Source organism: Chryseobacterium sp. JV274 (genome assembly GCF_903969135.1).
Taxonomy (GTDB): Bacteria; Bacteroidota; Bacteroidia; order Flavobacteriales; family Weeksellaceae; genus Chryseobacterium.
Genome location: NZ_LR824569.1, coordinates 3574168 through 3589199, shown reverse-complemented (window position 1 = coordinate 3589199; position 15032 = coordinate 3574168). Strand labels below are relative to the sequence as shown.

Here is a 15032-nt window from a genome sequence, read left to right as displayed (position 1 = left end):
GCTAAAATAATAAAAAATATGTCTCAAATTGCGATAAATACCTCACAAAATGTAAATATTAATTTTAATATTGCAGGCGTAGGAGAAAGGATGCTTGCCTTCATTATTGATCTTCTGATCAGGATCGCTTATGTGGTGATTATCCTGTATTTGTTCTTCAATATTTTCGACTTAGGATATTTATTAAACGGCCTTGATGAATGGTCTATAAGAGCTGTATATCTTATCCTTACTTTTCCTATTTACATTTATCCGCTTGTATTGGAAAGCTTAATGGAAGGCCAGACACCCGGCAAAAGGCTGATGAAAATCAAAGTGGTAAAGATTGACGGCTATCAGGCCAGTTTCGCCGATTATATGATCCGCTGGGTTTTCAGAATTGTTGATGTTTCATTTGCTGGAGTTATAGGACTTATCTCTATGATTGTTTCTAAAAACAACCAGCGTTTGGGAGATATTGCTTCGGGAACCGCTGTCATTTCTCTGAAAAACAATATCAATATCTCGCATACAATCCTGGAGAATATCCACCAAGATTACATTCCTTCTTTTCCACAAGTCATTGCTTTGAGCGATAATGATATGAGAATCATCAAAGATAATTATACCAAAGCGTTGAAAGTAGATGACCGCCAGATCATCAGTAAGCTGTCTGAGAAAATTAAAAGTATTCTAAAACTGGAAATAGACACTTCTAAAATGACGGAAAGACAGTTTATCAATGTGATTATTAAAGATTATAACTACTACACGGGAAAAGATAATTAATCAGGCCAATAGTGCAGGTTGCTCCGCAAGTGAATTGTCAATTTAAAAATATTGAGAATTTGATTGCGGAATTCATTACTTATTACTCATACCAGCAAGGTCGGTGCAATTTTTGTATCTTTAATCGTAAAGTTCAGCATTATGAAATTTGAAAACAATAAATCCGGAAACGGCGGAGTTCTTACCCTCAATAACGAAATAAAAGAAGTAGGCAGGCTTACCTATACTATTTTCCCTGAAGATCATAAATTCATTATCTCTTTTGTATTGGTACATCCCGAATTTGAAGGCCGAGGAATGGGAAAATTCTTAGTAGAAGAAGCCATCAAATTTGCCCGAGAAAACAACTGGAAAGTATATCCACACTGTTCCTATGCAAGATCTGTGATGATGAGAATGAGTGATGTGGACGATATTTTTTTAAAGAATTAAAACCTCATTGAGCAGAATATCTTCAATATCATCCGGGTAATCTACTTTCAGATGATGATCAGAAGCTACCCATTCCATAATTTCCTGAAGATTTAAAACCTTGGAATTGGGTATTCCCATTTTGTCAAGGGCACATGCATTACATTCCTGTTCATACTGATTGTGGATAGGAATAACAAATAGTTTTTTATCCATAAACAATGCTTCTGCAGGAGATTCAAAACCTGCGTTGCACAAAATTCCGTCACAGCCTTCAAAATACTTCAGGTATTGCATTTCATCAATAGGAAATACTTCCACATTTTTTACTTTAACCTGTACTTTGCTGTATTTTGAAAATACTTTCCATTCCACAGGAATTTTTCTTAAAACCTTGATGATATTTTCATCTGCAAAACTTGGAAGATATACAAGATAATATCCCTGTTTATAAGGATTAAGGTTTCTTATTTTTCTTCTGATCACAGGCTTTTTGATCTGAGGATGATAGTTTTCAAAATGAAATCCTATTTTCCTTTCACTGGGAACATAGTATTTTAAAATCATTTCTCCCAGAAAATCCTTTTTCTTTGGCTTTGGTGTTTCCGGAAAACTCATAGAAGCCTGATGGCTCAGTTCTATCATCGGAAGCTTTTTCAATTTGGAAGCCCAGCCCGTTAAAGGTTCATAATCATTAATTATTAAATCATATTGTGAGAGCTCCAATTCTCGTATTGTTTTGGCCGCTTCAAGGAATTTATTTTCTGTAAACGTTTTTCGGTAGGATAAACCGCCTGTTTTGTTATAAAGGAGGGAAATACCCTTATATTGGAAATTAATGTCAAAATCAGCCTTTAATTGCGATTGGTGTCCACTGATCAACGTATCAACGGATGCATATTTTTTGAGAATAGGAATAATTTCCTGTGCTCTGGCAATGTGACCGTTTCCAGTACCCTGGAATGCGTACAAAATCTTCATTTAGGAAAAGTTGGTTACAATTTTTAAAAGAGCAGAATTATCCATTTCCTGAATTTCTTCTACTTCATCATCTTTCAGCAAATGTTTATGCTCGTCATAATAAAAAATTGACCATTCTTTATTATTGTATTCCAAGGCAGAGAGATTTTCAATCCAATCCCCGGAATTCAAATAAGTACAGGATCCTTTTTTATTAACAACCTCACGGATCTGTGGCTGGTGGATATGTCCGCAAACTACATAATCATAATTATTGTCAATAGCCAGCTCAGAAGCTGTAAGTTCAAAATCACCAATATATTTTACCGCTTTTTTCACATTGTTTTTGATCTTTTTCGAAAATGAATATTTCTCTTTACCCATTTTTTCTAAGAACCAATTTACAACATTATTAATAATAATCAGGAGGTCGTAGCCTTTTCCGCCAAGTTTGGCGATCCATTTTGAGTGCTGGACGGATGCATCGAAAACATCACCGTGAAATATCCAGGTCTTTTTCTGATCAATATTCAGGCAGATTTTATTGCAGACTTTAAGTTTTCCAAGTTCAAAATCTGTGAACTTTCGAAACATTTCATCATGATTACCCGTGATATAATAGACATCTGTGTTCTTGGTTGCCAATGAAAGAATCTTTCTGATTACTTTCAAATGAGGTTTAGGGAAGTAAGACTTTTTAAACTGCCAGATATCAATAATATCACCGTTCAAAACTAAAGTTTTAGGCTGGATAGAATTGAGATATCTCAACAATTCTTTAGCCTTACATCCATAAGTTCCCAAATGAACATCCGATATAACAACTAATTCAACGTTTCTTTTCATAGTTTTGTACAAAGAAACTAATTGAACGTTAACTGTATATGAATGCTATATTATTTTTTATAAAGAGTCCATCAGCTCTTCTGTGATTTCCATATTGTGGTAAACGTTTTGAACGTCATCATCCTCTTCGAAACGCTCAAGCATTTTCATGTTAGCTTTGAACTGTTCTGCATTTACTTCTTTTGTATTGTTTGGAATTCTTTGAAGTTCTGCACTCTTCGCTTCAATACCAAGCTCATCTAATTTGTGAGATAAAGAACCGAAATCTTCAAAAGCAGTTGTGATCATTACTTCTTCTTCATCTTTTTCTACATCTTCTGCTCCGCCATCAATCATTTCCATTTCAAAATCATCCCAATCCATTTTGATCTGAGCCAAATCAAGCGTGAAAATTCCTTTTCTATCGAAAATAAATGCCAATTCACCATTTTTCCCGAGGTTACCATCAAACTTGTTAAAAATAGCTCTCACGTTCGCTACAGTTCTTGTTGTATTGTTTGTAGTACATTCTACAAAAAAAGCAACACCACCTTGCCCGTATCCTTCATACGTAATTTCTTCATAGTTCTCTGCATCGGCACCGCTTGCTTTCTTAATCGCACGTTCTACGTTGTCCTTAGGCATGTTTGCCCCTTTCGCATTCTGGATACATCTTCTCAAGGCCGGATTCGCTTCCGGATCTGTTCCACCAGCTTTTACAGCTAATGCGATGTCTTTACCTATTTTAGAGAATGTTTTGGCCATTTTATCCCATCTGGCCATTTTAGAAGCTTTTCTATATTCAAATGCTCTTCCCATTTTAATTTTTAAATTTCCAACAAAATTACTCAAAAGTCAACAAAAAAAAAATACCTCCAAAAAATTTGGAGGTATTCATTATTTAGAAAAATTAATTATTTTTTCTTTTTAGCTGCAGCTTTTTTCTTAGCTGGAGCTTTTTTAGCTTTTTTCACTACAGTCTTCTTCTCTACAACTTCTAGATCAGATTTCTTAAGTGCATCCCAAGCAGCACCGTTGATAGCCTCAACAACTACTTTTCTGTCAACAATTCTTTCAGCATCAGAAGCTTTTTCAGAAACAGTAGCGTCTCTTTCACCAACTCCTACAGATTTTAACTGATTACCACTAACACCTCTAGCTTCTAGAGCACCTACTACTGAAGCAGCTCTTTGTCTAGAAAGTTTCAAGTTGTATGCATCAGCACCTTTCTTATCTGTGTGACCAGTTACTAAGAAAGTACCATCGTTAGATTGCTTAATGATTGTTGCAGCTTGATCTAATTTACCGCTAGATTCAGGTCTGATTGTAGCTTTATTGAAATCAAATAAGATATCTTTAAGAGCACCCGTAGCTTCTTTAGCGATAACATCTTTTGGCTTAGGACATCCGTTGTATTCAGGAAGACCTGGAACAGTAGGACAAGCATCATCTTTATCTAAGATACCGTCACCGTCTGTATCTGGCCAAGGACAACCGTTGTTTTCAGCAGGACCTGCTACTGTAGGACAAGCGTCATCTTTGTCGATTACACCATCACCGTCAGTATCTGGCCAAGGGCATCCGTTGTTTTCAACTGGACCTGCCACTTCTGGACATTGATCGTCTTTATCTGGAACTCCGTCACCGTCAGTATCAGGACATCCTTGGAATTCTGGTAGACCTGGAGTATCTGGACAAAGATCATCTTTATCTAGGATGCCATCCTTATCTCTATCTCTGTTTCCGAATCTGAATAAGATAGAAGCAGAAGCTTGCCAGAAGTTAGCCACTGTAGAGTGGTCACCTGGAGTTGATACATAATCTCCTTGAACACCAAGACCGAAGTTCTTAGTTACCCAGAAGTTAGCACCAGCACCTGTAGCTACAGTAAAGTGGTTAGCTTTACCATTTTCGTTACCATCCTTACCATTAACAACGTTTTCGATTGGATTACCGTTAGCGTCAACAGATGTTCTAGGGAAAGTAAGAGCTGTATAGTCATGTCTTAAGTAGTTAGCACCAACTCTTAAATATGGATCAAACCAAGATTCTTCGTTCCATAAAAGACCTGCAGCGTGAGCCTGGAAACCAAGACCTGTCATTAGGAAAAATTCTTTCCCCATGTTAAATCTTTTGTTTTCAACATTCCCAACAGAAGTCTGCCAGTCAATTACTAAACCTTTACCAACATTTCTAGCAACTGTTAACTTAGATAATGGAGGAGTAATAGAGAAGTTGTTCACATTGAACATACTTTTCGTCAAATTGTTAGCAGAGAACGTATTACTGAAGTTACCTCTTGCTGCTACGTGGTTTTCTGCATGAGCACCAACTCCGATTAACCACGGATTGTTGGTAGTCTGTGCGAAAACAGTAGAGGCAACAGTAAGCGCCAATGCTGAAATTCCTAATTTTAGATTTTTCATAGAATTAAATGATTAAATAATTGATAATGCAAAATAAATATAATTTTTCTTTATATACAAAGTTTTTCAAATGATTTTTAACTTTTCTTTAATATTCTGTCCAGGTTCCGTTTGTTTTCTCTATCTTTTATCGCCTCCCTTTTATCGAAAAGTTTTTTCCCTCTACTCAGCGCTATCAGAACCTTTGCTTTACCTCGGTCAGTGATATATAATTTTAAAGGTATTATGGTGTTCCCAGCATCCTTTAACTTTTTTTCAAGTTTTTGTAATTCTTTTTTGTGCAAGAGCAATTTCCGTTCCCTTTTTGTTTTATGATTGTAAAAAGTTCCCAATTTATACTCATCAATCATCATGTTAATGATGTACAATTCCCCATCAATAAACTGACAGAAGGATTCTGTGATAGATGCTTTGGATGAACGTAAAGATTTTATTTCGGTACCCGTCAAAACCATTCCTGCTTCATATTCTTCAAGAATTTCATATTCAAAACGGGCTCTTCTATTTAATATACTAACTGTTTTCTCAATCTTCATCATTTTAAAATTTCGTTAATGAAATATATAAAAAATACCATACAATTAAAAACTTGACTATTATATTATTACAATATACCCAAATTCTTTTCGTATTTTTGCGCCAAATTTACAAAACTATATGTTAACAGTATCTAACTTATCTTTACAATTCGGGAAAAGAGTTCTTTTTGACGAGGTAAATATTATGTTTACCAAAGGAAACTGCTACGGGATCATCGGAGCAAACGGTGCGGGAAAGTCTACATTCCTTAAAATATTAACAGGAAAGCAGGATCCTACAACAGGACATGTATCTCTGGAACCAGGGAAAAGAATGTCAGTTTTGGAGCAGGATCACTTTGCTTATGATCAGTATACTGTTCTTGAAGCAGTTTTGAGAGGTAACAAGAAATTATTTGAGATAAAAGAGGAAATGGATGCGTTATACGCAAAAGAAGATTTCTCTGATGAAGACGGAATAAAAGCTGGTGAACTAGGTGTAATCTATGATGAAATGGGAGGTTGGACTGCAGAATCTGATGCACAGACAATGCTTTCAAACGTTGGAGTAAAAGATGATATGCATTGGCAGGTGATGAGCGAACTTGAGAACAAAGACAAAGTGAAGGTTCTTTTGGCTCAGGCTCTTTTCGGAAATCCGGATGTGTTGATTCTGGATGAACCTACCAATGACCTTGACATTGATACTATCTCATGGCTGGAAGATTTCCTTGCAGATTATGAAAATACAGTAATCGTTGTATCTCACGACCGTCACTTCTTAGATACGGTTTGTACGCACATCGGTGACTTGGATTATGCTAAACTTAACCTTTACACAGGTAACTACTCGTTCTGGTATCAGGCTTCTCAATTGGCAACAAGACAGAGAGCTCAAGCCAATAAGAAAGCTGAGGAAAAGAAAAAAGAACTTCAGGACTTCATTGCCAGATTCAGCTCAAACGTTGCTAAAGCAAAGCAGGCTACAGCAAGAAAGAAAATGATCGACAAATTAAACATTGACGATATTAAACCATCTTCAAGAAGATATCCAGCTATTATTTTCGAAATGGAAAGAGAAGTGGGAGATCAGATTTTAGATGTAAAAGGTCTTGAAAAAACAAAAGACGGAGAATTATTATTCTCAAACATTGATTTAAACCTTAAAAAAGGGGACAAAGTTGCTATTCTTTCAAAAAACTCTTTAGCTATCACAGAATTTTTCGAAATTTTAGCAGGAAATATTGAGGCAGACAAAGGAACTGTTGCTTGGGGAGTTACAACAAACCAATCTCAAATGCCTTTAGACAACACTAAATTCTTCCAGGAAGATATCAGCTTGGTTGATTGGTTGAGACAATTCACTAAAAATGATGAAGAGCGTCACGAAGAATTCATGAGAGGATTCCTTGGAAGAATGCTTTTCTCAGGTGATGAAGCTTTAAAATCTTGTAAAGTACTTTCAGGAGGTGAAAAAATGAGATGTATGTTCAGCAGAATGATGCTTCAGAAAGCAAACGTTCTTTTATTAGATGAACCTACCAACCACTTAGACCTTGAAAGTATTACCACTTTGAACAACTCTTTATCTAACTTCAAAGGAAATCTTTTACTGGCATCTCATGACCACGAAATGCTTTCAACAGTCTGTAACAGAATCATTGAACTGACTCCTAACGGAATCATCGACAGAGAAATGACTTATGACGAATACCTTGCTGATAAAAAGGTAAAAGAATTAAGAGAAAAAATGTATTCTTAATCGAACAACATTAAAATTTATATAAAAAAACCTCAAGGCAGTGCTTTGAGGTTTTTTGTTAGAAATATATAATCAATTATTTCGTAAGTTTTGCAGTAGGCAAAGTTACCGTTCCCGGGTCTTTCCACATCCCGTCTTTTTCTGCTCTCTTTTTAATAGACTCTGCCCTTTTATTACTGTCAGGATGAGAATTGAACATTTTCTCAAAATTACTTTGTGTACTTCCTTCTGAAAGCAGCGCTAATTTTTTGAAAGCCGTATAAGCTCCCACAACATCATATTTATTAGCTTTCATAAAGTCGTATGAGTAGGTATCTGCTTCTGATTCCTGTTTCTTACTGTGCGAAGCATCCAAAAATGCATTAGCCATCTTTCCTACCTGGCTCTCATTAAGAGTAGCTACTGCAGAAGAAGCTGATGATGCTGCATCTAATGCCGCTGCTTTCAGATAAGCAGATTTCATTGCATCTTTTGTATCCTGATTTTTCACGTGCCCTATTTCATGCCCGATAACGGCAAGCAATTCATTGTCTGTCATGATATCCATCAGAGAAGAGAACACACGTACGCTTCCGTCTGCACAGGCAAATGCATTGATATCTTTTACTTTATAAACTTTATAATTCAAATTCAGACCGTCCTGAGATTTGTGTTTTCCAAACAATTTGTTCAATCTCACGGTATACGGATCTTTAGGTCCTGCTACGGCATTATTTTTATCCATCCAGTCTACTGATTCTTTGGATAATTTAACCGCATCTTCGTTCGTAAATGTCAATGCTTTTGCACCATTTGAAACCATTCCGGCAGCTTTCCCGAGGTTGATTTTTTGTGCATTGATAGAATGCATAGCCCCTAATAAGATAAGGCATAGAGTAATTTTTTTCATAATCATTTAAAATTTGGAGCACGAAGATAGCCTTTTTTTAAACAATTATTAAATTAAAAGAGTAATCTCAATTTTTTTAATTTTAAAAGAAAAATGAAGACCATTTACCTTTTTACTATATTTTTCTTTTCTCTATTCACAGGGCAGGAAAAAACAAGATATAATATGCCTGATTATGAAGATGTAATGATGACCTCTACTACTTATAATCTACCCTTTAATGTCAACTTCACATCATCAACTTACCCCAAAAATTTAAAAAGGCTTGAGCAAAAAAGTAATGGAGAATACCTTAATATTTTAGAATATGATAAAAATGGAAATTTGATTTATAAATATTATCGACAATATGTAAGTGAAAACTGGAATGGAAAATACCTGACTATTATTGAAAGAAATATTTACAATGATAAAAACCAGCCGGTTAAAACCCTTATTCTGCACTCCAATACCGGAGCAAGTTTAAATGAATATCACTATGATTCTGCAGGAAATATAATCCTTGTGAACAGCACCGGAATAGCCATCACGGGCAACAATGAAAACCAATGGGAATATATTGAAAACTTACGAAGGACCGAAGATTTCGACAAGGATAAAAATATTCTGAAGCTGAATAATAAAAAGAATAAAAGTTCCTATGTTTTTGAATATGATTTTAATAAAAAACTAGTAAAAGCATTGTCTAAGGATCAGCCTTCGGATTATAATTATATTATATATCAATTTAATACCTCAAATCAGTTAATATCAAAGACTGTTTTTGATCAAGGTAAAATTTATTATAACAATTCTTATTTCATTGAGTATAAAGACAATAAAAAAATCACAAAAGAATATGACGAGGAAAAGAATTTAACTCAGACAACAGTGGAATATCCTGAAAATAAATTCACTCTTATTGAAACAGCAAATACTGAATATAAATTTGACCAGAAAAGAAAATACTTTGGAAAAACACTGATTTTTGATGATAGCTTTACTCAGGATAACAATGAAAAGACATTGGAAAAATTTGATTTGGATGAGTACAATGTTCTCGTAAAGATGGTTTCAGAAAAGAATGGAAAGATAGATTCTACTCTTATTTTCATCAACAAGTATGAGTTTTATTAAGCGATATCCTGCTCATTTTTAAAATCTAATTTGCTGATTTTTAAAGAGGCTTTTAGAACTTTTTTCCTTATTTTTGTGAAATGAGTCAAAAATGGATTTATAAGCCTGAACCCGATGAGGAAGTTGTGGACAGACTAAGTTCGTCACTTGGTTTTGGTACTTTTGAATCTAAAATCCTCGTTTTAAGAGGGATTGACAACTATCAAAAGGCCAGAGAATTCTTCAAACCGAACTTTAACGATATACATAATCCGTTTTTAATGGCAGATATGCAAAAAGCTGTAGAGCGTATTGCAACGGCTATTGAAAATGGTGAAAAAATATTGGTATATGGTGACTATGATGTGGATGGAACCACTGCAGTTGCTTTGATGTACCTTTATCTCAGTAAAATTGTTGAGAAAAAATATTTAGACTATTATATTCCGGACAGAAATTCTGAAGGATATGGAATTTCTACTGAAGGAATTGATTTTGCCAAAGAAAATGGTTTTTCATTGATCATCGCTCTGGATTGTGGAATAAAAGCACTTGATATGATCAGCTATGCCAGTAACCTGGATATAGATTTTATTATCTGCGACCATCACCTTCCGGGTGAAGAAATTCCTGATGCTGCGGCTGTACTTGACCCTAAAAGAAATGACTGCCGATATCCCTTCAAAGAACTTTCAGGATGCGGTGTTGGCTTTAAACTTTGCCAGGGATTAAATACAATCTATAAATTACCAGAAGCAGAATTATTTGAACTGACTGATCTTCTGGCTATTTCTATTGCAGCTGATATTGTTTCCATGACAGGAGAAAACAGAGTACTGGCTAAAATGGGACTAAAAATTCTTAGAAAGACCAGAAATCTGGGACTAAGACTGTTGATTCCTGAGGATAAACTTTCTCATTTTGAAATTTCCAATATTGTTTTTGAAATAGCTCCTAAAATAAATGCAGCCGGAAGGATCTCTCATGGCAAAGCGGCCGTAGAACTTATGGTTTCCGACAATCTGAAACATGCCAATCAGATTGTGAGTGATATCATGAACCTTAACGATGAACGAAGAGAACTGGATATGAATTCCACTCTTTCGGCATTAAACCAAATTATAGAGTCTCAGCAAGAAACAAAACATACAACAATCGTTTATCATCCTGAATGGAATAAAGGAGTGATTGGTATTGTAGCTTCCAGGCTTATTGAAACTTATTATAAACCCACACTGGTATTTACTGATGGTAACAATGGGGAAATGGTAGCTTCTGCGAGATCTGTTTCTGATTTTGATGTGCATGAAGCTCTTGATATGTGTTCGGAATATTTCCTTAAGTTTGGAGGCCATCACGCAGCTGCCGGACTTTCTATGGAAAAAGACAAATTTGATGCTTTCAAGGAAAGGTTTGAAAAAATTGTTTCTGAAAAAATCAAAGACCATCAAAAAGAACCTTCCATTGCCATTGATACTGAAATTACAATTGATGAAATCAACAGAGAGTTTATCAATTTTCACAGAAAACTGGCTCCATTTGGACCTCACAATATGAAACCTATTTTTACATTGACGGATCAGAAACTGTCTGGTTATGTAAAAACAATGGGAAAAGATAATAACCACCTGAAGTTTTATATCAAGCAGGAATCCACAGGACGAAACATTGAATGTGTAGGCTTCAAACTAGGACCATTTGTTGAAGATTTTAAAAATAAAAATTTCGACCTTGCTTTTACCCTTGAAGAAAACCACTGGAAAGGCAACGTCACTCATTATCTAAATATTAAGGATGTGAAGTTTAGGGATTGAGAATAGGGATTAGGATTTAGCAATAAGGGAATAGGGAAATGCATATGGGAAATTATAAGGAATTAATCGTCTGGCAAAAATCTGTAGATCTCGTTACAGAAATCTATACAGTAACAACAGCTTTTCCAAAAGAAGAACTGTATGGGCTTACAAGTCAGATCCGCAGATCCTCAATTTCAATTCCATCTAATATTGCTGAAGGTCACTCCAGAAGATCTACTAGTGACTATCTTCAGTTTTTGAAAATTGCAAGAGGCAGCAGTGCTGAATTGGAAACCAATTGATTATTTCAAAAAATTTAAATTATTTGAATCCTGAAAATTTTCAAATTTTAATCGAAAAAACATCCGAAATATCAAAAATGCTGAATGTAGTAATTACAAAACTTCAAACTCCCTAAGACCTAATTCCTGCAACCTAACTCCTTGTAACAATGAAAAAAATCGGTTTATTTTTCGGATCATTTAATCCTATTCATATCGGACATCTTATTCTGGCGAATTATATTCTGGAAAATTCTGATATGGATGAGCTTTGGTTTGTAGTGAGCCCACAAAATCCGTTTAAAGACAAAAAGTCTTTACTGAAAGATCATAACAGACTCGATATGGTACAGCTTGCGGTAAAGCACTATCCGAATATGAGAGCTTCTAATGTAGAATTTTCTCTTCCGATGCCAAGTTATACGATCGATACCCTTACTTACCTCCATGAGAAGTATCCTGAATATTCTTTCAGCCTGATTATGGGAGAAGATAACCTGAAGAGTCTTCACAAGTGGAAAAATTCTGATGTTCTGATCAAAAATCATCATATCATAGTTTATCCAAGAGTATTTGAAGGCGAAAAAGCAGATTCTGACTATTTACAGCATGAAAATATTTCTCTGATCAAGGCGCCGGTCATAGAACTTTCTGCCACTGAAATCCGTAATATGATTAAAGACGGCAAAAATGTAAGGCCGATGTTACCTCCTGAAGTTTTTGAATATTTGGATGGTAGCAGTTTTTATAAGTAATTTTGCAAATCAGAAATGAGAGGGTAAAAACTAAAAGCCAGAGAAAGACTCTTACCTTTTAACTCTCACCTCATAACTCAAGAAATGGACTTCATCGAAAAATTTTTCTCAAAATATTCTCAGGAAAAAATCATCAAATGGTTTAAACAGATATGTGTTGCAGAAGCTGTTTCATGTCTTTTACTGTACTGTGTTGCGATGATATGGATCCGATATGATGAAAATTTGTATTCCATTATCTTCATCAGCGTTATTGGCAGTTTACACGGATTATTTTTTACGCTTTACCTTTTACTCTGCCTTCCTGCAAGAAAAATTTATAATTGGGATGATGAAGATTTTGTTTTTGCCTTATTATCTGCATTCTTCCCTTTTGCAACGGTTTGGGTAGACAAAAAACTAGCCCGATTCGACAGAAAATAAATAATATAATAAAAAAAGGACCTTTTCGGTCCTTTTTATTTTGAATAGTATTACATATCCCGTTTTACATGTCCTGTTGCTGTAAAGGTATGATTACCGGAATTATCTGTAAAAGTTCCGTTAACTGTAAAATCAATGTAGTCTCCCAAAGCTCCAAAAGCAGTTATATCAACAACCAAATTCCCGTTATTTGATGTAATGGATCCCCCCGAAAACTCAAACATATAGTTATTGGTAAAACTTGCAGTAATTCCTGTCATATTGTTTTGAGTCATAAAGAAAGTTGGCCCAATTGGATTTGTTGAGATTATTCTTAATTGTTTGGCTGGCAGATTAGGTGATGTAGAAGTAAGACCTGTCCATTGCGCATTGAACGATCCTGACAAATTAATAATAGGTTGATTATCAATTTTATAACTCACAAATTCATTCACAGAGCTACAAGCCATGATATTCCCCAAATTCATAGTAGTAGATGTGGCAGTGAAAGTAACTTCATTAGTACTCAGAAAATTAACGTTATCAAATCCTTCATACCTAAACTGTGGATTTGCTGTGCATGAATACGTATTGAATATAAAACCTCCGTTATTATCTACCGGGACTGACATATACTGGAAATAATTTGTACTTACTGTTGGTTTCAATTCTACATAACCATCACTCACATTGGCATTGGCACATGTTTTCAGAACTCCCTGAATGGTATAGCTGGTAGATGTAGAAGGGTTTACAACAATATCAGAAATAGTCGTTATGACTCCTGTTGGAAAAGGGCCTACGTTCGATGCATAAATTACATTATTACAGACATCATAAACTTTTAAACTAAGAGTTTCACCTGCCGGAACAATTCCGGAAACCACCCCTGCATTATCCGTCATTCCGTAAGTCTCATACGTTTGAGAGCTTCTCTTTAAAGCTACCTTGGTATTAGGTAAAACCTGCCCTGCAGAGTTTTTTACAGTTACTTTCATGGTTGCCTGTTCAAACTGTGCATCATAATTCCACCAGGAAAAATGACTTACTGTTCCTACATAAGCATTTCCAATCTTTGTAGCAGAACCTTCTTCTTTCCACATTCCTGTATCTTCATTATAAGACCATAATGGAATTGTAGTCGGTGAACTGGAAGTTTGTGTGGCATCCACAGGAACAGTTATTTCTGCGGTATGTCCGTTTGCAAGCTGAAGGTTTTGTCCCGCAGTTCCTGTCAACTGTACATGCAGCATTCCAAATGTTTCCATTATTCTGGCATTACCTCCTGAATTGGTTGCCAAAAATGATCCAGGCATTAATTCATTAAGATATTGATTGGATGGTGCTAAATGAAAGACCCCAACACTCACATTTCCTGAATAGGCGTTTCCGTTTGCATCTTTGAAACTTCCGTCAAATTTCACTTTTGTTCCGTTTGGTAATGAAACTGTAGAGGTAGAACCCGTGGTAATTGTAGATGTCGTTGTTGCGGGAATCATCATGATATTCACCCTATTTATTCCGTTGGTAGGTACCAAAACCCTCGATGCATTTACATAGCCGGATTTTGTCACTTTTATATGGGCAAAATTTTCTTTTACCGAAGCATTTTTAAATGTAAAGAAACCTTTAAGATTGGTTGTAACTGTACTTGTTCCGATTGTAACCGTTGCTCCTGATACCGGAAGCCCGTTCGTATCAAGAACGACACCCTGAAAATTCTTTTGCGTCGTATTCCCAAAATTATAATTGGATGGAGGGTTTGTTGTGTCGTCCTCTATTTCTGAGAAAGTTTCATTTTTACATGAAAACATCAACACAAACAACAATAATAAGAGATAAAATTTTCGCATATGGTATTAATTTTTAGTTTTTACTAAATTAATAATAAAATGCAATCATTGTTATCTTTTCTGATTTCTCATTAAATATTTTTTAAAATTTCCATCAATTTCATATTGTCATGTAACAAAAATGAACTTCAAATTGTCTAATTAAGTAATAAAACCATTGAAACTCAAAATTGATATAAAATTTTAGTTACTGATAATCAAATACTTAAATAAAGTTTAAAAACATTTTAAGTACTTTGCATTGCATGATACTAAATTTATTATATATCTTTGTAATGTAAAATAACAAAC

The 15032-nt window shown here is 35.0% G+C and carries 14 protein-coding genes and 1 pseudogene; 8 read left to right on the top strand and 7 right to left on the bottom strand.

Features of this window, described 5'->3' with window-relative positions:
* The first annotated feature begins 18 nt into the window (after window positions 1–18).
* Together CHRYMOREF3P_RS16585 and CHRYMOREF3P_RS16580 are read left to right on the top strand one after the other, a co-directional pair.
* On the top strand, window positions 19–768 hold the full coding sequence (locus CHRYMOREF3P_RS16585; protein WP_077413635.1) for an RDD family protein: 750 nt from the start codon (window positions 19–21) through the stop codon (window positions 766–768).
* Window positions 769–909: 141 nt separating this feature from the next.
* Window positions 910–1200 carry a GNAT family N-acetyltransferase gene (locus CHRYMOREF3P_RS16580; protein WP_089692650.1) on the top strand — a complete coding sequence of 97 codons (291 nt, stop codon included), beginning with the start codon at window positions 910–912 and terminating at the stop codon, window positions 1198–1200.
* On the opposite strand, the gene CHRYMOREF3P_RS16575 is transcribed toward CHRYMOREF3P_RS16580, so the two are convergent.
* From CHRYMOREF3P_RS16575 to smpB, 5 genes are all read right to left on the bottom strand, one after another.
* Window positions 1189–2160, bottom strand: a complete 972-nt coding sequence (locus tag CHRYMOREF3P_RS16575) for a glycosyltransferase family protein (RefSeq protein ID WP_180565070.1) — start codon at window positions 2158–2160, stop codon at window positions 1189–1191. The two genes, CHRYMOREF3P_RS16580 and CHRYMOREF3P_RS16575, sit on opposite strands and share 12 nt — an antisense overlap.
* The gene (locus CHRYMOREF3P_RS16570; RefSeq protein ID WP_047380663.1) at window positions 2161–2985 is read right to left on the bottom strand and encodes a UDP-2,3-diacylglucosamine diphosphatase; all 825 of its coding nucleotides are present in this window, start codon (window positions 2983–2985) and stop codon (window positions 2161–2163) included. It abuts the gene before it with no gap.
* 57 nt (window positions 2986–3042) lie between these two features.
* On the bottom strand, window positions 3043–3783 hold the full coding sequence (locus CHRYMOREF3P_RS16565; protein ID WP_077413632.1) for a YebC/PmpR family DNA-binding transcriptional regulator: 741 nt from the start codon (window positions 3781–3783) through the stop codon (window positions 3043–3045).
* Between the two features lie 95 nt (window positions 3784–3878).
* Window positions 3879–5390, bottom strand: a complete 1512-nt coding sequence (locus CHRYMOREF3P_RS16560; RefSeq protein WP_180565069.1) for an OmpA family protein — start codon at window positions 5388–5390, stop codon at window positions 3879–3881.
* Window positions 5391–5467: 77 nt separating this feature from the next.
* Entirely contained in the window at window positions 5468–5926 is a 459-nt protein-coding gene (gene smpB, locus CHRYMOREF3P_RS16555) for an SsrA-binding protein SmpB (protein WP_180565796.1), read from the bottom strand.
* A 121-nt stretch (window positions 5927–6047) separates the two neighbouring features.
* Between smpB and CHRYMOREF3P_RS16550 the strand changes: the two genes are divergently transcribed.
* Window positions 6048–7670, top strand: a complete 1623-nt coding sequence (locus tag CHRYMOREF3P_RS16550) for an ABC-F family ATP-binding cassette domain-containing protein (protein ID WP_077413630.1) — start codon at window positions 6048–6050, stop codon at window positions 7668–7670.
* A gap of 76 nt (window positions 7671–7746) precedes the next feature.
* Here CHRYMOREF3P_RS16550 and CHRYMOREF3P_RS16545 read toward each other — a convergent pair whose 3' ends face one another.
* Window positions 7747–8559 carry a M48 family metalloprotease gene (locus CHRYMOREF3P_RS16545; protein ID WP_077413693.1) on the bottom strand — a complete coding sequence of 271 codons (813 nt, stop codon included), beginning with the start codon at window positions 8557–8559 and terminating at the stop codon, window positions 7747–7749.
* 93 nt (window positions 8560–8652) lie between these two features.
* On the opposite strand from CHRYMOREF3P_RS16545, the gene CHRYMOREF3P_RS16540 reads away from it, so the two are divergent.
* From CHRYMOREF3P_RS16540 to CHRYMOREF3P_RS16520, 5 genes and pseudogenes are all read left to right on the top strand, one after another.
* Entirely contained in the window at window positions 8653–9675 is a 1023-nt protein-coding gene (locus tag CHRYMOREF3P_RS16540; protein WP_180565068.1) for a hypothetical protein, read from the top strand.
* A gap of 80 nt (window positions 9676–9755) precedes the next feature.
* A complete protein-coding gene (gene recJ / locus CHRYMOREF3P_RS16535; RefSeq protein WP_077413628.1) occupies window positions 9756–11468 on the top strand; it encodes a single-stranded-DNA-specific exonuclease RecJ in 1713 nt (570 codons plus the stop codon).
* A 38-nt stretch (window positions 11469–11506) separates the two neighbouring features.
* Window positions 11507–11868: pseudogene (locus CHRYMOREF3P_RS24410) on the top strand (four helix bundle protein).
* Window positions 11869–11901: 33 nt separating this feature from the next.
* Window positions 11902–12486, top strand: coding sequence for a nicotinate (nicotinamide) nucleotide adenylyltransferase (gene nadD, locus CHRYMOREF3P_RS16525; RefSeq protein ID WP_180565067.1), 585 nt, complete (start codon window positions 11902–11904; stop codon window positions 12484–12486).
* An 84-nt stretch (window positions 12487–12570) separates the two neighbouring features.
* The gene (locus CHRYMOREF3P_RS16520) at window positions 12571–12909 is read left to right on the top strand and encodes a DUF3817 domain-containing protein (RefSeq protein WP_180565066.1); all 339 of its coding nucleotides are present in this window, start codon (window positions 12571–12573) and stop codon (window positions 12907–12909) included.
* Window positions 12910–12959: 50 nt separating this feature from the next.
* Here CHRYMOREF3P_RS16520 and CHRYMOREF3P_RS16515 read toward each other — a convergent pair whose 3' ends face one another.
* Window positions 12960–14741, bottom strand: coding sequence for a carboxypeptidase-like regulatory domain-containing protein (locus tag CHRYMOREF3P_RS16515; RefSeq protein ID WP_180565065.1), 1782 nt, complete (start codon window positions 14739–14741; stop codon window positions 12960–12962).
* Between the last annotated feature and the right edge of the window lie 291 nt (window positions 14742–15032).

Bases quoted from the DNA above. Each gene is read 5' to 3' on its own strand.
- CHRYMOREF3P_RS16585 (WP_077413635.1), top strand. From the start codon at position 19: ATGTCTCAAATTGCGATAAATACCTCACAAAATGTAAATATTAATTTT.
- CHRYMOREF3P_RS16580 (WP_089692650.1), top strand. From the start codon at position 910: ATGAAATTTGAAAACAATAAATCCGGAAACGGCGGAGTTCTTACCCTC.
- CHRYMOREF3P_RS16575 (WP_180565070.1), bottom strand. From the start codon at position 2,160: ATGAAGATTTTGTACGCATTCCAGGGTACTGGAAACGGTCACATTGCC.
- CHRYMOREF3P_RS16570 (WP_047380663.1), bottom strand. From the start codon at position 2,985: ATGAAAAGAAACGTTGAATTAGTTGTTATATCGGATGTTCATTTGGGA.
- CHRYMOREF3P_RS16565 (WP_077413632.1), bottom strand. From the start codon at position 3,783: ATGGGAAGAGCATTTGAATATAGAAAAGCTTCTAAAATGGCCAGATGG.
- CHRYMOREF3P_RS16560 (WP_180565069.1), bottom strand. From the start codon at position 5,390: ATGAAAAATCTAAAATTAGGAATTTCAGCATTGGCGCTTACTGTTGCC.
- smpB (WP_180565796.1), bottom strand. From the start codon at position 5,926: ATGAAGATTGAGAAAACAGTTAGTATATTAAATAGAAGAGCCCGTTTT.
- CHRYMOREF3P_RS16550 (WP_077413630.1), top strand. From the start codon at position 6,048: ATGTTAACAGTATCTAACTTATCTTTACAATTCGGGAAAAGAGTTCTT.
- CHRYMOREF3P_RS16545 (WP_077413693.1), bottom strand. From the start codon at position 8,559: ATGAAAAAAATTACTCTATGCCTTATCTTATTAGGGGCTATGCATTCT.
- CHRYMOREF3P_RS16540 (WP_180565068.1), top strand. From the start codon at position 8,653: ATGAAGACCATTTACCTTTTTACTATATTTTTCTTTTCTCTATTCACA.
- recJ (WP_077413628.1), top strand. From the start codon at position 9,756: ATGAGTCAAAAATGGATTTATAAGCCTGAACCCGATGAGGAAGTTGTG.
- nadD (WP_180565067.1), top strand. From the start codon at position 11,902: ATGAAAAAAATCGGTTTATTTTTCGGATCATTTAATCCTATTCATATC.
- CHRYMOREF3P_RS16520 (WP_180565066.1), top strand. From the start codon at position 12,571: ATGGACTTCATCGAAAAATTTTTCTCAAAATATTCTCAGGAAAAAATC.
- CHRYMOREF3P_RS16515 (WP_180565065.1), bottom strand. From the start codon at position 14,741: ATGCGAAAATTTTATCTCTTATTATTGTTGTTTGTGTTGATGTTTTCA.